The 26,294-nt window shown below is 49.8% G+C and carries 23 protein-coding genes and 1 tRNA gene; 20 read left to right on the plus strand and 4 right to left on the minus strand.

Translation table 11 applies throughout. The features are described 5' to 3' along the window. Positions 1 to 51: 51 nt before the first annotated feature. From AC4EHJ_RS16715 to AC4EHJ_RS16795, 17 genes are all read left to right on the plus strand, one after another. Positions 52 to 819, plus strand: a complete 768-nt coding sequence (locus AC4EHJ_RS16715; protein WP_490976710.1) for a TatD family hydrolase — start codon at positions 52 to 54, stop codon at positions 817 to 819. An 89-nt stretch (positions 820 to 908) separates the two neighbouring features. Then, the gene (locus AC4EHJ_RS16720; protein ID WP_490976711.1) at positions 909 to 2,228 is read left to right on the plus strand and encodes a ubiquitin-like domain-containing protein; all 1,320 of its coding nucleotides are present in this window, start codon (positions 909 to 911) and stop codon (positions 2,226 to 2,228) included. Positions 2,229 to 2,382: 154 nt separating this feature from the next. Next, the gene (rnmV, locus tag AC4EHJ_RS16725; RefSeq protein ID WP_490976712.1) at positions 2,383 to 2,943 is read left to right on the plus strand and encodes a ribonuclease M5; all 561 of its coding nucleotides are present in this window, start codon (positions 2,383 to 2,385) and stop codon (positions 2,941 to 2,943) included. Beyond that, positions 2,940 to 3,821, plus strand: coding sequence for a 16S rRNA (adenine(1518)-N(6)/adenine(1519)-N(6))-dimethyltransferase RsmA (gene rsmA, locus AC4EHJ_RS16730; protein WP_490976713.1), 882 nt, complete (start codon positions 2,940 to 2,942; stop codon positions 3,819 to 3,821). The genes rnmV and rsmA overlap by 4 nt, the downstream gene beginning before the upstream one ends. Positions 3,822 to 3,980: 159 nt before the next feature. Beyond that, complete coding sequence (gene veg, locus AC4EHJ_RS16735) at positions 3,981 to 4,244, plus strand: biofilm formation stimulator Veg (protein ID WP_071152415.1); 264 nt, start codon at positions 3,981 to 3,983, stop codon at positions 4,242 to 4,244. Between the two features lie 148 nt (positions 4,245 to 4,392). Further along, the gene (gene ispE, locus AC4EHJ_RS16740) at positions 4,393 to 5,256 is read left to right on the plus strand and encodes a 4-(cytidine 5'-diphospho)-2-C-methyl-D-erythritol kinase (protein ID WP_490976714.1); all 864 of its coding nucleotides are present in this window, start codon (positions 4,393 to 4,395) and stop codon (positions 5,254 to 5,256) included. Positions 5,257 to 5,312: 56 nt separating this feature from the next. Continuing rightward, positions 5,313 to 6,140, plus strand: a complete 828-nt coding sequence (gene purR, locus AC4EHJ_RS16745; protein ID WP_490976715.1) for a pur operon repressor — start codon at positions 5,313 to 5,315, stop codon at positions 6,138 to 6,140. Between the two features lies 1 nt (position 6,141). Continuing rightward, positions 6,142 to 6,519, plus strand: a complete 378-nt coding sequence (locus AC4EHJ_RS16750; RefSeq protein ID WP_490976716.1) for a RidA family protein — start codon at positions 6,142 to 6,144, stop codon at positions 6,517 to 6,519. A 241-nt stretch (positions 6,520 to 6,760) separates the two neighbouring features. Next, positions 6,761 to 7,045, plus strand: coding sequence for a septation regulator SpoVG (gene spoVG, locus AC4EHJ_RS16755; protein ID WP_135502416.1), 285 nt, complete (start codon positions 6,761 to 6,763; stop codon positions 7,043 to 7,045). 193 nt (positions 7,046 to 7,238) lie between these two features. Further along, positions 7,239 to 8,612 carry a bifunctional UDP-N-acetylglucosamine diphosphorylase/glucosamine-1-phosphate N-acetyltransferase GlmU gene (glmU, locus tag AC4EHJ_RS16760; RefSeq protein WP_490976717.1) on the plus strand — a complete coding sequence of 458 codons (1,374 nt, stop codon included), beginning with the start codon at positions 7,239 to 7,241 and terminating at the stop codon, positions 8,610 to 8,612. 15 nt (positions 8,613 to 8,627) lie between these two features. Continuing rightward, on the plus strand, positions 8,628 to 9,596 hold the full coding sequence (locus AC4EHJ_RS16765) for a ribose-phosphate diphosphokinase (RefSeq protein ID WP_135502420.1): 969 nt from the start codon (positions 8,628 to 8,630) through the stop codon (positions 9,594 to 9,596). 120 nt (positions 9,597 to 9,716) lie between these two features. Continuing rightward, positions 9,717 to 10,364: a 50S ribosomal protein L25/general stress protein Ctc gene (locus AC4EHJ_RS16770; RefSeq protein ID WP_490976718.1), complete on the plus strand. Its 648-nt coding sequence runs from the start codon at positions 9,717 to 9,719 to the stop codon at positions 10,362 to 10,364. Positions 10,365 to 10,478: 114 nt separating this feature from the next. After that, positions 10,479 to 11,042: an aminoacyl-tRNA hydrolase gene (gene pth / locus AC4EHJ_RS16775; RefSeq protein WP_490976719.1), complete on the plus strand. Its 564-nt coding sequence runs from the start codon at positions 10,479 to 10,481 to the stop codon at positions 11,040 to 11,042. Positions 11,043 to 11,118: 76 nt separating this feature from the next. Beyond that, positions 11,119 to 14,652, plus strand: a complete 3,534-nt coding sequence (gene mfd, locus AC4EHJ_RS16780) for a transcription-repair coupling factor (RefSeq protein WP_490976720.1) — start codon at positions 11,119 to 11,121, stop codon at positions 14,650 to 14,652. A gap of 39 nt (positions 14,653 to 14,691) precedes the next feature. After that, positions 14,692 to 16,284: a putative polysaccharide biosynthesis protein gene (locus AC4EHJ_RS16785; protein WP_490976721.1), complete on the plus strand. Its 1,593-nt coding sequence runs from the start codon at positions 14,692 to 14,694 to the stop codon at positions 16,282 to 16,284. 6 nt (positions 16,285 to 16,290) lie between these two features. Beyond that, a complete protein-coding gene (gene yabN, locus AC4EHJ_RS16790) occupies positions 16,291 to 17,754 on the plus strand; it encodes a bifunctional methyltransferase/pyrophosphohydrolase YabN (RefSeq protein ID WP_490976722.1) in 1,464 nt (487 codons plus the stop codon). Between the two features lie 2 nt (positions 17,755 to 17,756). After that, positions 17,757 to 18,047 carry an RNA-binding S4 domain-containing protein gene (locus tag AC4EHJ_RS16795; protein WP_490976723.1) on the plus strand — a complete coding sequence of 97 codons (291 nt, stop codon included), beginning with the start codon at positions 17,757 to 17,759 and terminating at the stop codon, positions 18,045 to 18,047. A gap of 99 nt (positions 18,048 to 18,146) precedes the next feature. Here AC4EHJ_RS16795 and argF read toward each other — a convergent pair whose 3' ends face one another. The 3 genes from argF to AC4EHJ_RS16810 are packed head-to-tail and all read right to left on the minus strand — an operon-like array spanning position 18,147 to position 23,252. Then, on the minus strand, positions 18,147 to 19,091 hold the full coding sequence (gene argF / locus AC4EHJ_RS16800; RefSeq protein WP_490976739.1) for an ornithine carbamoyltransferase: 945 nt from the start codon (positions 19,089 to 19,091) through the stop codon (positions 18,147 to 18,149). Positions 19,092 to 19,093: 2 nt separating this feature from the next. Next, positions 19,094 to 22,189: a carbamoyl-phosphate synthase (glutamine-hydrolyzing) large subunit gene (carB, locus tag AC4EHJ_RS16805; RefSeq protein ID WP_490976724.1), complete on the minus strand. Its 3,096-nt coding sequence runs from the start codon at positions 22,187 to 22,189 to the stop codon at positions 19,094 to 19,096. Beyond that, entirely contained in the window at positions 22,182 to 23,252 is a 1,071-nt protein-coding gene (locus AC4EHJ_RS16810; protein WP_490976725.1) for a carbamoyl phosphate synthase small subunit, read from the minus strand. The genes carB and AC4EHJ_RS16810 overlap by 8 nt, the downstream gene beginning before the upstream one ends. Before the next feature lie 279 nt (positions 23,253 to 23,531). Between AC4EHJ_RS16810 and AC4EHJ_RS16815 the strand changes: the two genes are divergently transcribed. Next, the gene (locus AC4EHJ_RS16815; RefSeq protein WP_490976726.1) at positions 23,532 to 23,954 is read left to right on the plus strand and encodes an FtsB family cell division protein; all 423 of its coding nucleotides are present in this window, start codon (positions 23,532 to 23,534) and stop codon (positions 23,952 to 23,954) included. 131 nt (positions 23,955 to 24,085) lie between these two features. Then, the gene (locus AC4EHJ_RS16820) at positions 24,086 to 24,517 is read left to right on the plus strand and encodes a S1 domain-containing RNA-binding protein (RefSeq protein ID WP_490976727.1); all 432 of its coding nucleotides are present in this window, start codon (positions 24,086 to 24,088) and stop codon (positions 24,515 to 24,517) included. Between the two features lie 166 nt (positions 24,518 to 24,683). Here AC4EHJ_RS16820 and AC4EHJ_RS16825 read toward each other — a convergent pair. Continuing rightward, positions 24,684 to 24,757: transfer RNA gene (locus AC4EHJ_RS16825), tRNA-Met, on the minus strand. Positions 24,758 to 24,879: 122 nt separating this feature from the next. On the opposite strand from AC4EHJ_RS16825, the gene tilS reads away from it, so the two are divergent. Then, positions 24,880 to 26,289: a tRNA lysidine(34) synthetase TilS gene (gene tilS, locus AC4EHJ_RS16830; RefSeq protein WP_490976728.1), complete on the plus strand. Its 1,410-nt coding sequence runs from the start codon at positions 24,880 to 24,882 to the stop codon at positions 26,287 to 26,289. The last annotated feature ends 5 nt before the right edge of the window (positions 26,290 to 26,294 follow it).

Genomic DNA, 26,294 nt, shown 5'->3' on the forward strand with positions numbered 1-26,294 from the left:
AAGACACGGAAAAAACAATTAAAATAAGGTTTAATGTGAGGAGAATGCTTGATGTTCGTTGATACCCATGTACATTTGAATGCAGACCAATACGATGAGGATTTACAAGAAGTCATCGATAGAGCTTTAGAAAATAATGTTACTAAAATGATTGTGATTGGGTTTGATCGCAAGACGATCGAACGAGCCATAACGCTTGCTGAGCAATACGATTTTATATATGCAGTTGTCGGCTGGCATCCAGTTGACGCAATCGACTGCACCGAAGAAGATTTGCGCTGGATCGAAGAGCTGGCGGCACACGGCAAGGTTGTCGGAATCGGAGAGACTGGCCTGGATTACCATTGGGACAAATCACCGAGAGACATTCAGCAAGAAGTGTTCCGAAAGCAGATTCGCCTCGCGAAAAAAGTGAAGTTGCCGATTATCATACATAATCGAGAAGCTACGGAAGATGTACTCCGGATATTGAAAGAAGAAGGCGCCGAAGAAGTCGGAGGCGTTATGCATTGTTTCGGAGGCAGCGTAGAAACTGCGCGTGAAAGCATTGCAATGAACTTTATGATCTCGCTCGGAGGGCCGGTAACGTTCAAGAACGCTAAAAAGCCGAAAGAAGTGGCGGAAGCGATTTCTTTGGACCATCTGCTGATTGAAACAGATGCGCCTTATCTGGCTCCCCATCCATATCGCGGAAAACGCAATGAACCATCTTATGTCCCACTTGTCGCGGAAGAAATCGCTCGGCTGAAAGGCATTTCAATTGAAGAAGTGGCAGCCGCCACAACCAAAAATGCCGAACAGTTTTTCAAACTGGCATAGAAAATCATCCAAGAGGTTCAGAATTGCTTGGATTTGCGCCTTGAATTCGGGTCTTTACAATCACTCAAGTGAAAGAGGAGGAGTTATTTTTGACGAAGTCATCAACTAATGGGAAGTCTGTAAATGCGTTAAAGGGTAAATCAATTGTTGTCGCCATTGCTACGGTTTTGATGTTTGCAGCTGTTTTAACGTTCGCGATTTATGAAGGAACTAAAAACACGGTGTCCATCACGGCTAATGGTGAAACGACAGAAGTGAAGACCCACGCAGAAACAGTTGGGGCTTTCCTGAAAGAGCAGGAAATCAAAGTTTCCGAACATGATTATTTGAGCCATACTGCCGATACGGCAATTGAGAAAGATATCGCGCTCGAATTTGAGCAGGCGAAAGAATACACAGTAAATGTTGATGGCAAAAAAGCTGCGGCATGGACAACAAACAATACCGTAAGAGAGATCTTGAAGAAAGCGGCTATTGAAATTACCGAACATGATAAAGTGTCACCTGAATTAGATGAAGAAATAGATGCGGATACAGCTGTTTCTGTAGAAAAAGCTTACGAGGTTACAGTCCTTGATGGTTTGGAAGAGAAAAAAGTATGGTCCACTTCGACTACTGTCGCTGACTTTTTAAAGCAAAACAAGATTTCTTTAAGCGAACTTGATCGAGTTGAAAACGGAATGGATGAAATGGTTCTTCCGAATTCAGAAGTTAAAGTTGTTCGTGTAGAAAAGGTCACCGATGTAGTTGAGGATTCTGTAAAGTTTGCTGTTGAATCGAAGAAAGATTCTTCAATTCTTAAAGGCAAAGAAAAAGTTGTCCAAAAAGGCCAAAACGGCGTTGTTTCAAAAACTTATGAAGTTATCAAAGAAAACGGCAAAGAAGTAAAACGTGAACTTAAAAACAAAAAAATAGTAAAAGAGCCGAAAAAACAGCTGACGGCTGTCGGCACTAAAGTTATTGTTGCAAGCGTGTCGCGTGGAGCAAGAACAAAAGCTGAGGCGCCAGCGCCAAAAGCAGCGGCGCCAAAAGCAGCGGCACCAAAAGCATCCGCGCCAAAAACAGCGGCACCAAAAGCGGCAGCACCGAAAACAGCTTCAGCACCTGCTGAGCCGGCTGGCAGAACTTTGATCGTTTCTGCAACAGCTTATACAGCTAGCTGCACAGGATGCTCGGGCATTACAGCTACAGGCATCAACTTGAAAGCGAACCCTGGATTGAAAGTCATCGCTGTAGACCCTAACGTAATTCCCTTAGGCTCTAAAGTATATGTGGAAGGCTACGGCTATGCTGTCGCTGGAGACACAGGCGGCGCAATCAAAGGAAATAAAATCGATTTGTTCATGGCGAAGCAATCTTCGGCAATCGCCTTCGGACGCCAACAAGTAAAAGTAACAGTTTTAAATTAATTCAAAAACACCAAAGGCTTTCCCGGGTGCTCCCCGGGAAAGCCTTTTACATGTTTAGCAGCGCAGGTGTAAAATAGAAGGAAACTTCAGTGGAAAGCCTCTTGCCGGGAAATCGGAAGGTGGCGAAATACGATGCTTGAAATGAGGAAAATAGATGAAGATCAAAGAAATAATCGTGGTGGAAGGCAAAGATGATACAGTAGCTGTCAAAAGGGCAGTGCATGCCGACACCATTGAGACGAACGGTTCGGCCATTTCGAAATCGACGCTTGAGCAAATTGCGCATGCCCAGAAAAAACGGGGAGTCATTGTTTTTACCGATCCGGATTATCCGGGCCGTCGGATCCGTGCTATTATTGAAGAACATGTGCCGGCGGTCAAGCATGCTTTTTTAGCGAAAGAAAAGACCATAGCGAAAAATGGCAAAGGTCTTGGCATCGAGCATGCAGCGGATGAAGACATCCGCGAAGCCTTGTCAGCGGTCTACACAACGATTCAAAATGGCGAAGCACCGGAAATCACCATGGAAGATTTGATTGAAGCGGCGCTGGTTGCGCACCCGCGTGCTAAAATGCGGAGAACACAGCTCGGGGAGATGCTGCAGATTGGTTATACCAATGGCAAGCAGCTGCAGAAAAGGCTCCACATGTTCGGCATCACGAAACAGCAATTCATCGAAGCGGTAATCGCTTTAAACCAGGAGGAACACGAATGAACAAAGATATAGCAACACCGATCCGTACCCAGCAAATAATGGCCAAACATGGTTTGACGGTCAAAAAGAGCCTGGGGCAGAATTTTTTGATCGATCCTAATATCCTGCGCAATATTGTCGGCAAAGCGGAGCTGACGAAAGAATCGGCGGCTATTGAAATCGGCCCAGGCATCGGCGCGCTAACGGAACATTTAGCGCGTGCCGCAGGCAAAGTCCTGGCGTTTGAAATCGATCAACGGCTCTTGCCAGTTCTGGAGGATACGCTATCGCCTTACGATAACATCTCCATCATCCATTCCGACATCCTTAAAGCTGATGTGGAAGCGGCCATAGAGAAAGAGCTGGCGGGTTATAAAGACATCGTGGTGGTAGCCAATCTGCCTTATTACGTGACGACGCCGATCATTATGAAATTATTGCTGGAAAAATTGCCGATCCGCGGCTTGGTGGTCATGCTTCAAAAAGAAGTCGCTGAACGCATAACGGCAAAGCCAGGAACAAAAGCGTACGGTTCGCTGTCGATTGCCATCCAATACTATACCGATGCGGAAATGGCGCTGACTGTACCGAAAACGGTGTTCATGCCACAGCCTAACGTAGACTCTGCTGTCATTCGTATGGCGAAGCTGCCTGAGCCCCGCGTGAAAGTCATCGATGAGGATTTTTTCTTCACCGTAACGCGAGGATCATTTGTCCAGCGCCGCAAAACCATTTTAAACAACCTTCAAAGCGCTATGCCGAATGGCAAAGAAAAGAAAGAGTTGGTTTTAAAAGCGTTGGAAGAGGCAGGAATCGAGCCTTCACGCCGCGGAGAGACATTATCGATTGCGGAATTTGGGCTGTTGGCGGATAAATTGTATCCTTATTTCGCGCAATAAGGGAGAATCTGTTACAAAAATGGCACATATAACCCGTTTTTTGAGATATTTCGGATAAAAAAATATTGACATTATCAGTAGAACGCTGATAAAATTAGAAATTTGCTTGACTAAAGGGTCGAATTCTGTTAAACTTTGTCTATAGTGAGGTGTAGACAAATGCCCAAAACTTTGGCGGATATTAAAAAATCGTTAGACCTGCATTTAGGGAAGCGATTGCTTTTAAAGGCAAACGGAGGACGCAAGAAAACGGTCGAACGCGCCGGAATCCTGCGCGAAACGTACCACTCCGTGTTCGTAATTGAGCTTGATCAAGATGAGCATGCATTTGAACGCGTGTCTTACAGCTACGCAGACATCTTAACAGAAGCAGTAGAAATTACTGTGTATGAAGGAACAGAAGACGCACTCGTTGTTAAATAATGAACTATATCCATAATTTTCTTTAAAAAACTCACCGCCTGTTGCACTCAATAGGCGGTGAGTTTTTTTGTTTATTTGCCCCAACCCTCCCGAAGCGTGCCCCGTGTGTTAAAATAGTTTTCATTAGACTATAAAAGGAGGCAGTGGGATGCTCTACGTAAAGGCACCTGCCAAAATCAACTTAACCTTGGACGTTTTATACAAGCGGCCAGACAATTACCACGAAATTGAAATGATCATGACCACAGTCGACTTGGCTGACCGGATTGGCCTAAAAGCGACCGAAAGCGGCATACATATTGAATCCGCCGACCGTTTCGTGCCGAACGACTCGCGCAATTTAGCGTATCAGGCTGCCCAATTATTGAAAGATACATTCAACATCAAATCGGGCGTCATCATTTCGCTCGATAAGCAGATTCCGGTAGCTGCAGGCCTTGCAGGCGGCAGCAGCGACGCCGCGGCGACATTAAAAGGCCTTAACCAGCTCTGGCAGTTGAACTTGTCGTTGGATGAGCTGGCGGAACTCGGCGCTAAAATCGGTTCGGACGTTTCGTTCTGCGTTTATGGCGGCACGGCCCTGGCGAAAGGCCGCGGCGAAATCATTGAACACCTTCCCGCTCCGCCGCATTGCTGGGTCGTCTTGGCAAAACCGACGATCGGCGTTTCCACAGCAGACGTTTACGGTGCGTTCAAGCCTGCCAATGCAGAACATCCGGACACAGGCAAAATGATCGAAGCGCTGGAGCAAGGCGATTACCAGGCAATGTGCGATCATTTGGGCAATGCGTTGGAAAGCGTAACGCTGGAAATGCATCCCGAAGTGGCACAAATCAAAGAACAGATGAAAAAATTCGGTGCAGACGCTGTATTGATGAGCGGCAGCGGACCAACCGTCTTCGGACTGGTACAGCAGGAAGCACGGATCCCTCGCATCTATAACGGCTTGCGCGGCTTTTGCGGCGAAGTCTATGTGGTGCGCTTGATCGGTGAACGGGAGACACTTGCCTAAAGACGTACATTTATGGTAAGTTTTCTATAAATTATTCGTGTTTAGGAGAGTGCAAAATGAAGTGGAAGCGCAGTGAACGGTTAGTTGATATGACACATTACCTTTTAGACCATCCGCACAAGCTCATCCCGCTGACTTATTTTTCAGACCTCTACGATTCCGCTAAATCCTCGATCAGCGAGGATTTGGGAATCATCAAAGAGACGTTTGAAGAACGCGGGATCGGCTTGTTGATGACAGTGCCGGGAGCGGCTGGAGGCGTTAAATACGTTCCGAAGCTTCAGGCAGACGAAATCAAAGGCATTATGGCTGAATTGATAGAAGAACTGGGCCATTCCGATCGGCTGTTGCCAGGCGGCTATCTTTACATGACAGACGTTTTGGGCAATCCGGGCATCATGAACCGGGTAGGGAAAGTGTTCGCTACGGCATTTGCTAATGAGAAAATCGATGTCATCATGACGGTGGCGACAAAAGGCATCCCGATTGCACATGCGATTGCCCGCCATTTGAACGTGCCAGTCGTTATCGTCCGCAGAGACAGCAAGGTGACAGAAGGATCCACCGTCAGCATCAACTACGTCTCAGGCTCTTCCCGCCGCATCCAGACGATGGTACTGTCCAAACGCAGCATGAAAAGCGGCCAGCGTGTGCTGATCACCGATGACTTCATGAAAGTCGGCGGAACGATGAACGGCATGAAAAATCTGCTGGAAGAATTCGATTGCACACTGGCTGGCGTAGCAGTGCTCGTCGAGGCGCAGCATTCCGATGAACAGCTTGTAGAGAAATACCTGTCACTCGTCAAATTGCACGAGGTCAGCGAAAAAGAACGGACCATCGCATTGGAAGAAGGAAACTATTTTACTAATGGAGGTTTTTGATATGGAATTTGTAGCAACGGATAAAGCAGCGGCAGCCATTGGACCTTATTCGCAAGGGGTCATTGCGGGAGATATGTTTTACAGCTCAGGCCAGATCCCATTGACGCCAGAGGGCAGCATGGTCGAAGGTGCTATCGGCGAACAAGCGCATCAAGTGTTTGCCAATCTGCAGGCAGTTTTGGCGGAAGCAGGTTCTTCGCTAGGGCAAGTGGTGAAAACGACGGTCTTTATCAAAGACATGAACGATTTTGCTGAATTAAACAAAGTGTATGCTTCTTATTTCGGCAGCCACAAGCCGGCGCGCTCAACTGTAGAAGTGGCGCGCTTGCCAAAGGACGCAAAAGTTGAAATCGAAGTCATCGCGTTGATCGCGAAGTAAATCTAATCGAGTACAAGAAGCTGCCGAGAAAATTCTCGGCAGCTTTTTTCGTCTAAATATATTGAATAACTTGAACTAGAGAAGTTGATGTTACGTGCAACTCCGGACGCTCTATCCCAATTAATTAATTTTTCTAATAAATTATGTAATTTTTAAAGGAGTTTAGTCCTTGAAAGCGAATTAGTTAATTAGCAATAAAAAAGGCAATAGAAAAGCATCTTAGACGAAAGGTGGTGAGAAAATGGAAGTAACTGATGTCAGGCTCCGCCGGGTCCAAACCGACGGCCGCATGCGGGCGATCGCTTCCATCACGCTGGACAACGAGTTCGTCGTGCATGATATCCGGGTGATTGACGGCAACGAAGGGCTTTTTGTAGCAATGCCGAGCAAACGCACACCGGATGGAGAATTCCGGGACATTGCGCATCCGATCAATTCGGGTACCCGCAATAAATTGCAGGAAGCGATTTTGGCTGCATATGAACAAAGTGAAAATGAGCCGGTTTTTGAGGAAGCTGGCGTATAAATGTGAGACCTCTAGAGCCTTCTGTTATTAGAATAGGCTCTTTTTTTATTGGACAGCTTTTTGTCATTGTATTGTCATGCTCTGAAACCTTGAAAAATCAAGGTTTTTCCGCTATAGTCAAGAAGGAAATAGTGACAAGATCTACTATAGAGAGAAAATAGATAATACATTTCACGTTAGGAGGAGCACCCAGATGACCAATACATATGCAGTGATTTTAGCAGCAGGGCAAGGGACGCGCATGAAATCGAAGCTTTATAAAGTGCTTCACCCTGTCTGCGGCATGCCGATGGTGGAACATGTCGCAAATAACGTCAGCCGGTTGGGCGTAGAAAAAATCGTCACGATTGTCGGCCACGGCGCTGAAAAAGTACAGGAACAGCTCGGCGCGAAAAGTGAATACGCGCTTCAGGAGGAACAGCTTGGAACGGCGCATGCCGTGCAGCAGGCCGCTTCCATGATTGAAGGGCTGCCAGGGACGACATTGGTTGTTTGTGGGGACACACCGTTGATCCGCACTGAAACGATGGAAGCTTTGCTAGCACACCATAAAGAACAACAAGCAAAAGCGACAATTTTGACAGCGATTGCAGACAATCCGTCAGGCTACGGCCGCATTATCCGTGGCGAAGCGGGCGAAGTTGCGAAGATTGTTGAGCAAAAAGACGCTTCTGCGGAAGAACAGCAAGTAAAAGAAATCAATACAGGAACTTATTGCTTCGATAACGAAGCGCTTTTTGAAGCGTTGAAATTGGTATCGAATAACAATGCCCAAGGCGAATATTATTTGCCGGACGTTATTGAAATCCTTCAAAAACAAGGTGAAGTTGTCGCTGCCTACGCAACGGACAGCTTCGATGAAACACTCGGCGTCAATGACCGCGTCGCGTTGAGCGAAGCGGAACGCTTTATGCGTGCACGCATCAACGAAAAGCATATGAGAAACGGCGTGTCGATCATCGATCCCGCAACAGCCTATATCGGCGCTGAAGTAGAAATCGGGCGCGACACCGTGCTTCAGCCGAACGTCATCCTTGAAGGCCGTACGGTCATCGGAGAAGATTGCTTTATTTCTTCGGGGACCACGATCTCCAATAGCGCAGTCGGCGACCGTACAAGCATCCGTTCATCGCATGTCTATGACAGCTCGATTGGACAAGACGCGGCAGTCGGTCCATTCGCGCATCTGCGTCCGGAAACGGAACTCGGCAACGAAGTGAAAATCGGCAATTTCGTCGAAGTGAAGAAAGCGACACTCGGCAATAAAAGCAAAGTCTCCCACCTGAGCTATATCGGAGACGCGAAAGTCGGAACCAACGTCAATATTGGCTGCGGCACCATTACAGTCAATTACGATGGCCAAAATAAATTCCTCACTACTATTGAAGATGACTCGTTTATCGGGTGCAACTCGAACCTAATTGCGCCCGTAACAATAGGCCAAGGCTCTTATGTCGCTGCGGGATCTACAATTTCCAAAGATGTGCCAAGCGAAGCGCTTGCCATCGCACGTGCCCGCCAGGAAAACAAAGAAGGCTATGTTAACAAACTACACCTTAAAAAATAGGAGGCTACACACAAGATGAGTTATCAAATTGATCCAGCAACTACAAAAATGAAAATTTTTGCTTTGAATTCCAACCAGGAACTAGCGGAGGAGATTGCCAAAGAAGTTGGCTTGCCGCTTGGAAAAAGCTCGGTAACCCATTTCAGCGACGGCGAAATCCAGATCAATATTGAAGAAAGCATCCGCGGCTATGACGTCTTTATCGTCCAATCGACTTCACAGCCAGTAAATGAAAACTTGATGGAGCTTTTGATCATGATTGATGCGGTCAAACGCGCTTCTGCGCGGACTGTTAATGTGGTTATGCCTTATTACGGCTATGCCCGCCAAGACCGCAAAGCGCGTTCACGCGAGCCGATCACTGCTAAACTCGTGGCAAACCTGTTGGAAACTGCTGGCGCTACACGCGTCATTGCACTGGATCTTCATGCACCTCAAATTCAAGGGTTCTTTGATATCTTGATTGACCATTTGTTGGCCGTTCCTCTTATTTCGGATTATTTCCTGAAAGAAAGCGGCATCGACCTTGCCAATGTCATTGTCGTATCGCCAGATCATGGCGGAGTGACACGCGCGCGCAAAATGGCAGACCGCCTGAAAGCGCCGATTGCCATCATCGACAAACGCCGTCCACGGCCGAATGTGGCTGAAGTCATGAACATCGTCGGAAATGTTGAAGGCAAGACGGCCATCATCATCGATGACATTATCGATACAGCTGGAACAATATCCATCGCTGCCAGCGCTTTGATCGAAAGCGGTGCGAAAGAAGTCTACGCTTGCTGTACGCATCCTGTACTTTCAGGTCCTGCAGTCCAGCGCATCAATGATTCTGTCATCAAGGAATTGATCGTAACGAACTCGATCGCGCTTCCGGAAGAAAAGCGTTCACCTAAAATCAAGCAGCTTTCCGTAGCGAAATTATTGGCGGAAACGATTGTCCGCGTACACGAGCAGAAATCCGTCAGCACGCTCTTCGACTGATAGCTGGACGGCATCTGGAACTTCCAAAGGTTTGAATTAGCAGCTGGAAGGGTACTTCACTATATATGACTATATAATGGTATACTGAACATGAACAATATAACTGGAGGATGAGAACATATGGGTACAAAATTATCAGCACAACAAAGAGAAAGCAAAACACCAAATTCACAATTAACGGAACTTCGCGGTAAAGGCGATGTGCCGGGCGTAGTATACGGATACCAGACTGAAACACTTTCGGTTTCTGTATCTGAAGCTGATTTGATCAAAACATTGCGTGAATCAGGACGCAACGGCGTTATCAACTTGGAATTAGGCGGAAAAACTTTGAATGTCGTATTAAGCGATTTCCAACGCGATGCTTTGAAAGGCAGCTTCAAGCACGTTGACTTTTTAGCGGTTAACATGAGCGAAGAGCTTGAAGTAGCAGTAGCAGTCCACACAACTGGCGAAGCAGCTGGCGAAAAAGAAGGCGGCGTTGTGAACCAGCCAAATCGTGAAGTTAATGTAAAAGTGAAGCCTTCGGATATTCCGGATTCACTTGAAGTTGATGTATCGGCACTTGAAATCGGCGACCATTTATCTGTCGGCGACATCCGCGACAAAGTATCTTATGAAATTTTAGATGAAGACGACTTCCTATTGGTTTCTGTTACAGCACCGACTGTAGAAGCAGAGCCTGAAGAAACGGAAGAAGGCGCTGAAGGTGAAGCTGGAACTGAAGCAGCTGAAGGCGAATCTACTGACGAGTCAAAAGAAGCGTAAGCGAATCTGCATCATTGAAAACAAGGGGCTGTCATCTGACAGTCCCTATTTTTCTGCTTTAAAGCGCCTTTATGGTAAAATGGTAGACAGCGAAAAAGCAAAGGAAGATTAATGATGAAATTAATTATCGGCTTGGGCAATCCAGGCAAGGCATATGAACAGACGCGCCACAACATCGGGTTCAAAGTGATCGATTACTTGGCAATGAAATGGAACGCTCCGCTCACGCAGTCGAAATTCAAGGGCATGTATTCCGTCATTCATCGGCCTGAAGGCAAAGTGATGCTGTTGAAGCCGCTGACGTTCATGAACCTGTCCGGTGAAAGTGTCAGCGCCTTGATGGATTATTATAATATAGATATAGACGACATTGTCGTCATTTACGATGACCTGGATTTGCCGACGGGGCAATTACGGCTGCGCCAAAAAGGCAGCGCTGGTGGCCATAATGGCATCAAGTCGCTGATTCAGCATCTCGGATCGCAGCAATTCAACCGGATGCGCATCGGCATCAGCCGTCCGCCAACCGGCATGAAAGTGCCCGATTACGTGTTATCGCGGTTTTCTGACGCCGAAATTCCTGAGATGGTGCAAGCCGTGGAAAAAAGTGCGGACGCTTGCGAATTGTGGCTGTCCAAACCTTATGTAGAAGTCATGAACCAGTTTAACGGCTCATAAAATTGCTTTGGCGCAAAATGCGTACAGAGCTTTTTGTTGTTTGCCGACCAATTGCATGTTGAAAGGAGGAATCTTCATGGATCCGATATTGCAGGTGTTTTCAGAGGATTCTCATACGCAGAAATTCATTACGGACTTGCAGAATGACCAAGACCATCAGCTAATTTCCGGACTTTCCGGCAGCGCACGTCCGGTATTTTACCAGACGGTCTGGGCGCAGACCCAAGCGCCGCTGCTGATTGTCACACCGAACTTGCTGCATGCGCAGCGCGTCTATGACGATTTGACGAAATTGATGGGCGACGAAATGGTGCACCTTTATCCGGCAGATGAATTGATTGCAGCGGATGTATCATTTTCAGGACCGGAATTGCGTGCCCACCGCATAGATACGCTTGACCACATGGCGAGCAACGGCAAAGGCATTTACATCACACCAGTAGCAGGCATGCGCAAATTGATGCCATCGCATAAGCAGTGGGCAGATTCCACATTGCGCGTCAAAGAAGGCGAAGAGCTTGATACGGAACAATGGATGCTCAAACTGGTGGCAATGGGCTACTCGCGCACGCCAATGGTGACGACACCTGGAGAGTTTGCGCTGCGCGGCGGAATCCTCGATATCTACCCGTTGAACTTTGAGCATCCGGTACGCATTGAATTGTTCGACACGGAAGTCGATTCAATCCGCTCATTCTCTGCGGAAGACCAGCGTTCGCTCAAAAAGGTCAAGTCGCTGTGCATCCTGCCGGCGTCTGAATTGGTCTTATCGAAGCCGCAGCGTTTGCAGCTTGCCGACAAGATTGAAGCGCAGCTCGCGAAATCGCTGAAAACAATCAAAGCAGAAGATACGAAAGAAGCATTGCTGCTGCATATCCAGCATGATATCGCAATGCTGCGGGAAGGCAATGTGCCCGACCAGGTAGCGAAATATGCGGCGCTTGTGGAAACGCAATCGGCCTTTTTGGCGGATTATTTCCCGGCAGACGGCTTTATCTTTTTTGATGAGCTCGGACGCATCCAGGAAATGACCGAAACGCTGGAACGCGAAGAAGGCGACTGGATCGTATCGCTGCTGGAAGAAGGCAAATTCCTGCATGACCTGAGGCTGTCTTACACGTTCCGGGAAGTGCTCCAAAAAACCAAGCAAAAAGTGACGTTCCTTTCGCTGTTTGTCCGGACATTCCCATCCGTTCAGGTCAAAAAGTCAATCGTCTTTTCGTGCAAACCGATGCAGTCGTTCCATGGCCAGATGAATTTATTGAAAGCGGAAATGGAACGCTGGCAGCTCGCGAAATTCCAGACCTTCATCATTGCGGAAGGCAGTGAACGTTTGGAAAAAGTGCGTTCGGTGCTCGAAGATTATGGTATGGAAGCGGAAATTTTCAATCTGCAGACAGAAGTGCAGGGCGGCCATATTTATTTGGTCGACGGTGATTTGTCGTCTGGTTTTGAAATGCCGCTGCAGCGGATTGCGGTCATTACAGACGCAGAGATGTTCAAGCAGCAGGCGAAGAAAAAGAGCCGTCCGCAAAAGCTGACGAATGCTGAGCGCATTAAAAGCTATTCGGAAATAAAACCAGGAGATTACATTGTCCATGTCCACCATGGCATTGGGCGCTATGTTGGCATCGAGACGCTTGAAATCGGGGGCACCCACAAAGATTACTTACACATCATTTACAAAGCCGATGATAAATTATTTGTTCCGGTCGACCAGATCGACCTGATTCAGAAATACATCGCTTCGGAAGAAAAAGAGCCGAAGCTCCATAAGATGGGCGGGGCGGAATGGCAGAAGACGCGCAGGAAAGTATCGGCTGCCGTCCAGGACATTGCGGATGACCTCATCAAATTATACGCGGAACGCGAAGCCCAGAAAGGCTACGCGTTTGCCGAAGAGCAGGACATGCAGCGCCAATTCGAGGCAGAATTCCCATATGAGGAAACTGTCGACCAGCAGCGCTCAATCAATGAAGTAAAGCGCGACATGGAAAACGAACGGCCGATGGACCGGCTTGTCTGCGGCGATGTCGGCTATGGCAAGACCGAAGTGGCGATCCGCGCGGCATTCAAAGCCGTGCTTGACGGCAAGCAAGTGGCCTTCTTGGTGCCGACGACGATTCTTGCGCAGCAGCATTTCGAGACAATGACTGAACGCTTCAAGGATTATCCGATCACGGTAGGGCTCATGAGCCGCTTCCGTTCGAAAAAACAGCAGGCGGAGACGTCTAAGGGCTTGAAGAACGGCACTGTCGATGTCGTAGTCGGGACGCACCGGATCTTATCGAAAGACATTGCCTACAAAGACCTAGGCCTCTTGATTGTCGATGAAGAGCAGCGTTTTGGCGTAACCCATAAAGAAAAGATCAAACAAATGAAAACCAATGTCGATGTGTTGACGCTGACGGCAACACCGATTCCGCGCACGCTTCACATGTCGATGATCGGTGTCCGTGATTTGTCTGTCATTGAAACGCCGCCGGCAAATCGCTTCCCTGTGCAGAGCTATGTCATGGAGCATAACGGTGCATTGGTGCGCGAAGCCATTGAACGCGAAATGGCGCGCGGCGGCCAGGTGTTTTATTTGTATAACCGCGTTGATGATATGACCCGTAAAGTGGAGGAAATCCAGGCGCTCGTGCCGGAAGCGCGTGTTGGCTATGCGCACGGGCAGATGTCGGAATCGGAACTGGAATCGACGATTCTCAGCTTCCTGGACGGCGAATATGACGTCTTGGTGACGACGACGATCATTGAGACGGGCATCGATATTCCGAACGTCAATACGCTCATCGTCTACAACGCCGACCGCATGGGCTTGTCGCAATTGTACCAATTGCGCGGCCGCGTTGGCCGTTCGAACCGTGTTGCGTATGCGTATTTCATGTACCAGCGCGATAAAGTGCTGACGGACGTCGCTGAAAAAAGGCTGATGGCCATCAAGGAGTTCACAGAACTGGGCTCCGGCTTTAAAATCGCCATGCGCGATTTGTCGATCCGCGGAGCGGGCAATCTGCTCGGTTCGCAGCAGCATGGCTTTATCGATTCGGTCGGCTTTGACCTTTATTCGCAGATGCTTGAACAAGCGATTGAAGAGCGCCGCACGGGCAATAAGAAGGAAGTGGTACCGGAAATTGAGATTTCACTCGATGTTGATGCCTATATTCCGGACAGCTATATCGGCGACGGCTACCAGAAAATCCAGATGTACAAGCGCGTAAAAGGCATTACCGACGTCGAAGAAGTGGCGGAGCTGCAGGATGAGCTCATTGACCGTTTCGGCGACATGCCGATCGAAACGGACCGCCTGCTGCGCGTCGCCCGCATGAAAGTATGGGCACGTGTTGCGGGAGTAGAATCGATTAAGCGCACTAGCACAATCACGACGGTCAAACTGACCGAAACCGGCACGACTTCGATCAACGGCGGCAAATTGGTGGAACAATCCGCTGTATTTGGCCGCGCCGTCGGCTTCAGAATGGCGGGCCAGCAATTGGCGATGTCGATTGATGACGCGAAGACCGGCAAAATACATCCATTCGATGTTCTTGAAGGCATGATCAAGCTGCTTCCAGAATCATTGAAAGAAGAAAAACCAGTCGGTTAATTCGAATGAATGTTAAAACGAAGGAATGGGTGGAGCCCGTTGAACAATGAAGGAACGATGAAAACATTCATGAAAGGCGCTGTGCTGCTGACGCTAGCGGGCTTCGTCGTCAAGTTGCTCAGTGCGGTCTACCGGGTGCCGTTCCAGAACATGGTCGGCGATCAAGGCTTCTATATTTATCAGCAAGTGTATCCGTTCATCGGAATTTTCGCGGCTTGGACATCGTACGGTTTTGCTGTCGCGGTGTCGAAAGTGCTGGCAGATGCATCTGACGGCGACCAAGGCGGGATTTTACGCATCGCGTTCGGCTTTATCGCGGCCGTTTCGATCCTGGTGTTCGGAGGGCTGTATTTCGGCGCTGGCCGCTTGGCAGACTGGATGGGCGATCCCTTGCTTGCACCGCTTCTGGAAGCTGGTGCTTTCGCCGTGCTGCTGATGCCTGTGCTCGCCGTGCTGAAGGGGCTCTTCCAGTCGCGCAACGACATGGCGCCAGTCGCCTATGCGCAAGTGGCGGAACAGGCGGCCCGTGTGTCGGTGATTCTGATCGGTACATGGATTGTAGTCGCAAACGGCTTTTCGCTGTATGTCGCCGGCCAGACAGCAATGTTCGGAGCGGCAGCCGGCGGTATTGCCGGTGCACTCTTGCTGGCCGTCTTTTTCAGAAAAAGGCTCATTCCTTTCCCGCGGGCGTCCGCTTTAAAAAAATGGCCGATCATCAAAGCTTTAGTGGCTGTATCGCTCAGTGTCAGCATGAGTTCACTGATTTTATTGTTTTTTCAGCTCGCGGATTCATTTATGGTATTCCGTTTATTGACGGAAAACGGCATGGGGCGCATGGCGGCGATGGAACAAAAAGGGGTTTACGACCGCGGCCAGCCGCTCGTCCAATTCGGCTTGCTGATTGCGTCGTCGCTGGCGCTCGCAATCGTGCCGCTCGTCGCCCATATGGCGAAAAAGCAAGGCGGCCGTTCGGCGGAAGTCTATGCGCAGCTCGCATTCCGCATTTCGTTTCTGTTTGCGGTGGCCTCAGCGGCAGGCTTGGCATTTGTTATGCCTTATGTTAATGAAATGCTGTTTCAGACGCGTGACGGCTCGGCGGCATTGATTGTTTTCAGCTGGCAAATCGTCTGGATGTCGCTCATCCTCGTCATGGCCGCCATGCTGCATGGACTCGGTAAAGTGAAAGTGCCGGCCCTGCTATTGGCAGGTGGCCTGGCGGTGAAAGTTATTGGCAACGCCTTGCTGGTGCCGTTATGGGGAGTGTCCGGTGCAGCGCTGGCGGGTAATATCGGCTTAGCGGCAATTGTTGCAGGCTTGTTCTGGTATTTTAAGCGGGTCTGGCCGATCCGTTTTGCGCCGCGCCGCTATTACGGCTGGATTTTTCTGGCTTCAGCTGCGATGGGAGTGATTGTCACAGGCTGGGCTTTGTTTGCGGACTTGGTTCTGTTTGAGGCTTTTTCCAGCCGCATGCAAGCGCTTTGTACGGCATTGACAGCAGTGGCCCTCGGTGCAGCCGTATTCATGGCGTTGATTGCGAAAAGCCGCATCATCACGGAAAAGCAATGGTACATCATGCCATTCGGCCGTAAAATAGCGGGGCTCCAGTTACTGATCAGAAAACAGAAAAGGTGATGACAAATGAACACCATACATGTAATCGGCCTCGGCGCTGGAGATTTGGACCAGCTGCCATTCGGCGTTTATAAAAAATTAAAGCAAGCAACGGAATTATATGTACGGACTGCGGACCATCCTGTCTTGGGCGAATTAGCGCAAGAAGGCGTCAGTTGGACATCGTTTGACGAGGTCTACGAAAAGCATGATGCGTTTGAGCCGGTTTATCAAGAAATTGCCGATACGCTCATCGCGCTCGCGCAGCAAGGGACGGTCATGTATGCAGTCCCTGGCCACCCGCTCGTTGCGGAGCAGACGGTGCAGCATTTGATCACAGCAGAAAAAGAAGGGCGCTGCCGCTTGTCAATCGAAGGAGGGCAAAGTTTCCTCGACGCCATATTTGGGGCATTGCGCATCGATCCGATCGAAGGCTTTCAATTGCTGGACGGCACAGCGATGCACAGTGATGACGTCAATATGGCGCAGCATGTGCTGATCGCCCAAGTCTACGATTCCTTCAGCGCTTCAGAAGTGAAGCTCGCGCTGATGGAGAAATACCCGGAAGATTATCCGGTGACCATCGTCACTGCAGCGGGTTCAGCGGATGAAGTGTTGAAGACGGTCGCGCTGTATGAACTTGATCGTTCGACGGAAGTGAACAACTTGACGACGATCTACGTGCCGCCGGTAAAAGCGCAGTTGGACCGCATCAAGGAATGGCAGACATTCCGGGCAATTATCGCCACATTGCGTGGTCCCGATGGCTGTCCGTGGGATCGTGAGCAGACGCATGAGTCGCTGCGGCCGTATTTATTGGAAGAAGCGCACGAATTGCTGCAGGCGATCGATGAACAAGACGATGAAGCGATTGCTGAAGAACTCGGCGACGTTCTGCTACAAGTTTTTCTGCACGCGCAAATCGGACAAGACAACGGTTATTTCCAGCTTGAAGATGTCCTGGCGTCGATCAGCAGCAAGATGATCCGCCGTCACCCGCATGTTTTCGGCGACGTAAAAGTCGGCGGTGCGGATGATGTGGTCGCGAACTGGGAAAGCATTAAGGCACAGGAAAAGCCGGCAACGGCATCGCTTTTGGATGGCCAGCAGCGTTTCAGTTCAGCCTTGGAAACCTCATACAATTACCAGAAAAAAGCGGCGGAAGCCGGCTTTACCTGGCCCGATGCAGACGGTGCGTGGAATAAATTCAATGAAGAATGGCAGGAATTCCAGCAAGAAGCGGCGAAAGGGACAAAAGAGCGCCAACTCGATGAATTGGGTGACTTGCTGTTTACATTGGTCAACATCGCGCGCTTTTATGGCTTGTCTCCGGAACAGGCGATGATCCAGGCCAATAGCAAATTCCGCAAGCGCTTCGGGCACGTTGAAAAACGCGTTACGGAAGGAACCGGAAAATTCAGCGACTACACGCTCGAGCAGCTCGATCAATTTTGGAACGAAGCCAAAGCATTGGCAAGAAGGGAAGACTGACTATGCGCCTCGATAAATTTTTGAAAGTCTCACGTTTGATCAAGCGCCGCACGCTGGCGAAAGAAGTGGCCGACCAAGGCCGCATCACCGTAAACGGTTCGAAAGCCAAAGCGAGCTCCGTCATCAAAGAAAGCGATGAACTGCAAATCCGTTTTGGCCAAAAAGTGGTCACTGTGCGCGTCGACCAAATCAAAGAAAACGCCAAGAAAGATGAAACGGCGAATATGTATACGATCTTAAAAGAAGAAAAGCTGGATAAAGTCGAACCCCAGTTTATCGATGACGAAGCGTAAGAGTTAAAAGCACAACACATGAAAAAGCTGCACCAGAGCCTATTGCTCCGGTGCAGCTTTTTCTATTGGAGGAATCAATGAATGCGTATGGTGAAGCAATCACTTGCCCATAAGCGCAACAAGCAACGCCTTTTGTGTATGCAGGCGGTTTTCCGCCTCTTGGAACACTACCGAGTTCGGTCCTTCGAGAATGCCAGTGGTGACTTCTTCTTCACGGTGGGCCGGGAGGCAATGCATGAAGATATAATGGCTGTTGGCATGCTGGACCAGCTCTTCGTTGACCTGGAAATGCTTGAAGTGCTCTATGCGCTCAAGCGCTTCCGCTTCTTGGCCCATGCTGGCCCAGACATCCGTATAGATGATATCGCAGCCGGTCACTGCTTCAACAGGGTCTGTCGTTACGTGAATGTTCGCGCCGGTTTCCAGCGCGATGCTTTGCGCCAATGCTACCATGTCCGGTTTCGGTGCATAGGCGGCAGGCGAAGCGATGGTGATGTCCATGCCGACTTTCGCTGCGCCGATCATCAATGAATTCGACATATTGTTGGCGTCGCCGATATAGGCCATTTTCTTGCCGGCAAGAACGCCGAAATGTTCCTGGACCGTTAACAGGTCGGCGAGCACCTGGCATGGATGGAAATCATCCGTTAAACCGTTGATGACCGGCACTTTGCTATTGGCGGCAAATTCCTCGACCGTCGCCTGGTGGAATGTGCGGATCATGATGCCGTCCAAGTAGCCGGATAGGACTTGGGCTGTGTCAGCGATGGTTTCGCCGCGGCCCATCTGGATGTCGCGTGTGCTCAGGTGCATTGCGTGCCCGCCGAGCTGCAGCATGCCCGCCTCGAAGGATACGCGCGTGCGCGTCGATGATTTCTCGAAAATCATTCCGAGCACTTTGCCTTGCAGCAAGGGCAGGTGTTTGTTTTCAGGCTTTTTCAAATCCGCTGCAAGCGCCAGCAACTCCAAGATTTCTTCGGTGCTGTAATCTTTCAGCGACAATAAATGATTCTGGGTCAGTTGTGTAGCGGACGTCAATGTCATCGTCATTTCGCAAGCACTCCTTTCGTAGGTCCGTTGATGAGTTTCACAGCTTCTTGGAACGCAGCAATGGTTTCGCGGCGCGTCCAGACGTGAAGGCGGCGGAGGGCTGCTTGGGCCGCCTGTGCTTTGTCGGGTTCCAGTGTCAGGTCGATATAGGCTTTTTTATTATCCGTCGCCAGCCATTTTTCGAATGGCAGCGACTCTTCTGTATGGAAGGCGAAGCCGTGCTTCAGCCAAAAATCCAAGTCGATCAATGGCAACGATGCATCGGTGATGAAAATCGTGCCGCCGCCGTCTAAGTCCGCCAATTGCTGCGAAGCGCCAACGAGCGCTTTGTGCATCGCAACGGTGGCATCTGGGCTTTGGCCGATGACCTCGCCGGTCGACATCATTTCAGGCGACAATACCGGCGACAGGCCAGGCAGCTTGATATGGGAGAACACCGGGGCTTTTACCGTATATTCCGGCTGGCCGTTAAAGTCCTCCTCGATTCCCAGTTCTGCGTATGGAATGCCGAGCATGAGGGCAGTGGCATGCTTCACTAGGGGAACACCGGTTACTTTGGAGCTGATCGGTGCTGTGCGCGATGCCCGCGGGTTGATTTCCATGACGAACAAACGGCCTTGTTCATAGACGAACTGGATGTTGAACAATCCTTTATACGCCATATTGGCAGCAATGTGCTTCGCAGTGCTTGAAATCTCTTCAAGTTCGTGCGCAGACAGCGTGATCGGCGGCGTGATGGAAATGCTGTCGCCGGAATGGACGCCGGTGCCTTCGATGTGTTCAAAGATGGCGGATACCCAGACGTTTTCGCCGTCCGTCAAGATGTCGGCTTCGACTTCTTTGCCGGTGATGAAATGGTCGACCAATACCGGGAACACAGCTTTTGTCTGTGCCAGCCATTGCGCAAGCTCGGTTTCATTATGCAAAACGTTCATCCCTTTGCCGCCGATGACATAAGACGGTCGAAGGAGGACCGGGTAGCCGAGCTTTTTAGCGAATTGCGGGACTTGCTCAGGGGTTGCGGCCGTGTAGCTGGGGATAGCTGGAAGCCCGATCGACTCGAGAAACGCATAAAACCGGTCGCGGTCTTCCATCTGGTCCAGCAGATCGACGGTTGAACCGAGCACGGTGATGCCCGCTTGTTCCAATTCGGCCGCGACATTCAATGAAGTCTGCCCGCCGAACTGGACAATGACGTTAGTGATGCCTTCAAAGTCGAGGACATTCAGGATGTCTTCCGCTGCCATTGGTTCGAAATACAGCGCATCGGCGATTTCGTAATCCGTACTGACCGTTTCCGGGTTGTTGTTAATCATTACCGCTTCATAGCCGAGTTGCTGCAAAGCCACAACGCTGTGGACGCAGCAATAATCGAACTCGATGCCTTGGCCGATGCGGATAGGGCCAGAGCCGATAACTGCCACTTTTTTCGGATTGGCTGAACGCTCGTCGGAAGAACCGTTCCAAGTGGAATAAAAATAATTCGTCTGCGAGCGGAATTCCGCTGCGCACGTATCGATGACGCGGTAAGCGGGCGACATGTCCCAACTTTTGCGCTGCCCCCAGATTTCAGAAGGGGAGATGTCCCATAAATCGGCGAGCTGCCGGTCGCTGAAGCCGAGTGATTTCGCTTGCAGCAGACGCTGGTAGGTCATATCGTTCCATGACAGCAATTGAAGTGTACGCCATTCATCGACGATGCGTTTCAGCACATGGAGGAAATAAGGCGAGATCGCCGTCAGTTCGTGGAGGTGGGCCATGCTTTTATTGCGCACCAGCAATTCGAACAGCACGAACAAGCGGCGGTCATCTGGCGCGGCGGCGAGCTCTTCCAAGTGGGCTGTCGGCATTTCTGCCAAAGCTGGCAAGCGGAAGCCGTCGAGCGGAAGGTCAAGCGAGCGCATCGCTTTTTGGAATGCGGCTTCCATGCTGCGTTCGATCGCCATGACTTCGCCTGTCGCTTTCATCTGGGTGCCAAGTGAACGGTCGGCATCCTGGAACTGGTCGAATGGCCAGCGCGGAATTTTGACGACGGCGTAATCGAGCGCAGGCTCGAAGCTGGCGAACGTCGTGCCAGTCACCGGATTCTTCAATTCCGAGAGCAAATAGCCGAGTGCCAGCTTGGCGGCGATTTTGGCGATCGGATAGCCGGTCGCTTTTGATGCCAGTGCAGACGAACGGCTGACCCGCGGATTTACTTCAATCAAGTAATACGTGAAGTTTTCCGGATGGAGCGCAAATTGCACGTTGCAGGCGCCGATAATGCCGAGTGCCTCGATAATATGGATGGATGCGGTGCGCAGCAAATGGTATTCGCGGTCATTCATCGTTTGGCTCGGCGCCACTACGATGGAATCGCCAGTATGGACGCCAACCGGGTCCATGTTTTCCATATTGCAGATGGTGATACACGTTCCGGCAGCATCACGCATGACTTCGTATTCGATTTCCTTATAGCCCGCGATACTTTTTTCCACGAGGCATTGTTTGATCGGGCTCGCGCTCAGCCCTTGCTGGACGAGCGGGATGTAAGCCGCTTCATCCTGTGCGATGCCTCCGCCAAAGCCGCCTAATGTATAAGCAGGACGGACGATGAGCGGATAGCCGGTTTGTTCGGCGAATTGAAGGGCGCTGTCGGTCGAGTAGACGATGGCGCTCTGCGGCACAGGTTCATGGAGCTTGTGCATCAATGCGCGAAATTGTTCACGGTCCTCGGCTTGTTTGATCGATCTGATATTGGTGCCAAGCAGGCGTACGCCATACTCTGCGAGGACGCCGGCATCTGATAATGCCATCGCCAAGTTCAATCCGGTTTGTCCGCCGACTGTCGCTAATAAGCCGTCCGGGCGTTCTTTGGCGATGATGGCAGTGACGCTCTGGGGTGTCAGTGGTTCAAAATAAACTTTGTCCGACATGCTCTTGTCTGTCATGATGGTGGCCGGATTATTGTTGATGAGGATCACTTCGATGCCTTCCTCTTTGAGGGCCAGGCATGCCTGGGTGCCGGAATAATCGAATTCTGCAGCTTGGCCGATGACAATCGCGCCTGAGCCGATGACCAATACTTTTTTTATGTCGTGCTGCTTAGGCATGCATTTTCACCTTCTTTTTCTGTTGGGCTGTGGATAAGAAGTGGCTGAACAACGCCAGATGGTCAGCGGGGCCGGGAGCCGCTTCCGGATGGAATTGGACCGTCAGGAGCGGCAGCTCTTCATGGAACAGCCCTTCGATGCTGCCATCGTTGACGTTTTTATAGAGAATAGATAATGGCGTTTCGCGGATGCTCGCGTCTTCAACCACGTAGCTGTGATTCTGTGAGCTCATCGATACGTGCTGCGTTTTCACGTTGATGACGGGATGATTTGCACCGCGGTGGCCGAATGGCAATTTAGCAGTCTTGGCACCGAAACTGGAAGCTAGGACCTGATGGCCGAGGCAGATGCCAAATGTCGGATAGCGTTCTGCCCAGTCCCGGTAGACCGGAAACAGCGGGGCCAGCGCAGCCGGATCGCCAGGGCCGTTTGAAAACAGCAGGCCGTCAAGCCCGAGTCCATCCAGCCTCTCAGTCGGCAAGGTATGTGGAATAACGCTGACTTTGCAATTGTGCTGCAGCAATTCCGTTAAGATTGACGATTTATAATGGAAGTCGATCAAGCCGATGTGAAGGGGGCCTTCGCCAAACTCGACCACTTCAGTGGAGCTGTCCGATACCGCAAAAAAATCGGTTTGCACTGGCTGCCATTCGTCTGTCCCTGCGAAAGCGGAAGCCAAATGCGATTGCATCGTCCCCGATTCGCGCACCGCTTGGATGATAGAGCGAGTATCGGCTCCACTGAGTATCGGCACCTGCGCTTTCCGGGCGAACTCCGCAAGCGGCATCGCCCCTTTTTCGACAGGCCCGTCGTAAAGCTCGGCTACGATAATTCCTGCGGCTTGGATTTTTTCCGATTGGATATGCGCCGCCTGGACGCCGTACTGGCCGATCAATGGATAAGAAAACACGATGACTTGCCCTTTATAGGAAGGATCCGTCAATACTTCCTCGTATCCAGTCATTCCGGTAAAAAAGACGATTTCCCCTTGTACGTGCCCGGCATCACCATGCCAATGCCCTGAAAAGTCTGTGCCGTTTGCAAGTGACAACAATCCTGCCATAATTTCGCCTCCTATCGTTTATTCACTAATAATGTATATTTATTAACTCGAAAAAAGTAAATTTTAAATAAATACTAGTAAATTAACCTTTGTTAAGAGTTACTAATATTATAGACTGCATAAAAATTAAGTCAATAGTATTTTTATTAATAAATTTTCAGCTGTTTTCGAACAAAGTAGTGAAAATGCTGTAAAAACGGCAGGAAATGCAAAAAAATCTTATAAAATTTCCCAATATCGTGTATAATGGCATCAAAGTGAGTAGGAGGAGGAGAAGTCATGGCTTTGAAGACGAAGAAGAACGCAGGCAGTCCGGAAGTCGCTTCAATTCGAAATGACTATGTCCGCTCCGTTGAACGGCAGGAAAAACGCCAGCAGGCGCATAAAGTCCGCCTTTTCAGAAGGCTCTCGGTATTCGGGGTGCTCGTATTGCTGGCCACCATCTGGATTGGGACCACGATTTATGCGCAGTCGCAGAGCATTGCAGAGAAAGAAATGCAGCGCGCTGAAACGCTGGCGGAGCTTGAGGAAGTCGAAAAAGAACAAGCGCAGCTCGAAGAACAGATCATGCTGTTGAACGATGACGAGTACATAGACAAATTGGCACGCAAGGAATATTTCCTGTCGGATGAAGGCGATATCATTTTCACAATACCAAATGCGGACAATAAAAATGAAGAAGATGAAGATAAAGAAGAGTAGTCAGTTGACACTCTTTTTTTGCTGGTTATAATAAAAAGTGTTATACTAAAATTCGGGCAACGTCCCACATAAAAGAGTTTTTTGGCCCCGTATGGCGGTCATCTTAATTTTTAAGGAGGAGCATTTTTTTTATGTCGATTGAAGTAGGCAGCAAGTTAGAAGGTAAAGTAACAGGTATCACAAATTTCGGAGCATTCGTTCAGTTACCAACTGGTGCAACAGGCCTCGTGCATATCAGTGAAGTCGCAGACAATTACGTCAAAGATATTAACGATCATCTTAAAGTCGGCGAAATGGTGGAAGTCAAAGTGATGAATGTGGAAGCAGACGGCAAAATCGGTCTGTCCATCCGCAAAGCGAAACCACAGCCAGAAGGCGCACCAGTGCGTCCGGAACGCCCGCAGCGTCCACGTCCGAGCAATAACCGTTCGTTTGAACGCGCACCAAAAGAAAACTTCGAGACGAAAATGGCGAAGTTCTTGAAGGAAAGTGAAGAAAACGCAACTTCATTGAAACGCGCTACAGAATCCAAGCGCGGCGGCCGCGGTGCAAAAAGAGGCTAACTTGCTAGCTGTTTTAATAGCATAGGAAAATGCTTCATGACAGCTTAACAATTCATATCGAAACGCTTCTCCTTCGAGGGGAGCGTTTTTTTTATAAGGTGCAAAGTGCAACTGAACACAAAAAAAGCAGCATCCTTTGTCAGGATGCTGCTTTTAACAACGATGATGGCGGCAGAGGGGATCGAACCCCCGACCTCACGGGTATGAACCGTACGCTCTAGCCAGCTGAGCTACGCCGCCTTTGTTCAAACGAACATTTCAAATCATACTATCTAAACGGCGGAGTGTCAATTAGATTTGGAAAAAAGTTTCAGGGCTTTCTTTTTATATAGATGCAAAAATGGCCCGGGAGAGGTGAGCGCATGGAAACGTACGAAAAGAAAATGGCAGCCTATATCAAAAAACACCGGTTGCTGGCACCGGGAGACCGGATCCTCGTTGGCTGTTCCGGCGGCATTGATTCGCTCGTGCTGGTGCATTTCTTGAAAATGAACGAGCACGCTTTCGGGATTACGGTGTCGGCCGTGCACGTTGACCATATGCTGCGCGGCGAGGAATCCTGCAGGGACCGCAGCTTCACTGAAGAAACATGCCGGCATTGGGAAGTCGCTTGTTTCAGCCGATCCATACCAATCCCGGCGATTTTGGAAACGTCAGGCGGCAATAAACAGCAGGTGTGCCGCGATGAACGCTACGCTTATTTCAAAGATGTGATGGCAACCGAGGAGGCGGAGAAGTTTGCAACTGCCCACCACGCCGATGACCAGCTGGAGACGGTGCTGATGGCCGGCATGAGAGGGTCGTTGCAATCCGGCCTGTTCGGCATGCCTTTGCGCCGTCCGTTCGGCGAAGGGGAGCTCATACGACCACAGTTTGCGGTGACGAAAGATGAGATTGTGGATTATGCCCGGCGCCACGGCATTGTCCACCGGGAAGATTCCAGCAACGCGGAACCTTTTTACACCCGCAACCGCGTCCGTGAAGCGATCGTCCCTTTGCTGAAAAAAGAGGAGCCGTCCGTTTCGGCGCATTTCGTCGAACTCGCTGAAACAATCCAGGAAGACCAGCGCTTTCTGGAAGGGCTGGCTCATGAAAAAGTGCTTGGACTGGTTCATTGGACAGAGGGCCGGCTGTGCCTGTCGGCTGAAAGTTTCAGAAGCGGAGCACTTGCTTTACAAAAAAGAATGGTTCTAATACTATTAAACTATCTATATAATGGGCAGCAAGTGTCGATAACAAAACAATTGGCCGAACAGGTGCAAAACGCCATGCAAGGTTCAGCCGGCACTGTTTTTCTGCATTTGCCGCATAATTATATGATGACACGCCAATACGACGCGGTGTTCTTTAGCCGACAGCCGGTCCATCCGGCAACTGCAAAAGATGCAATGCCCATTACAGGTGACTGGTCTGAGGAAGTGAAAGGATTTCGTTATAAAAGTGTCCCTTTGCTGCAGGTTGAAAAAGAAGAGAATGCTGTATTTTGGTATTTCGCCGCATCTAAACACGACGGGATATTCATCAGAAACCGCAAACCGGGAGACCGGATCAAACTTGCGGGCATGCAGCAGCCGAAAAAAGTGGCGCGCTTGATGATTGATGAGAAAGTCCCTGTTTGTGAAAGAGAGAATTGGCCGGTCATTGCAACGGAAAAAGATGAGGTATTGCTGATTCCAGGACTGCGCCCCTCCAGTCTTTTCAGCCGCGAACCGCGTGCTGGCGACGACTGGGTATTGATAGAGCACCACGAGAAAACGCAAAAAGCGGATTAACTAGG

Source organism: Planococcus sp. TJ-301 (assembly GCF_058268475.1).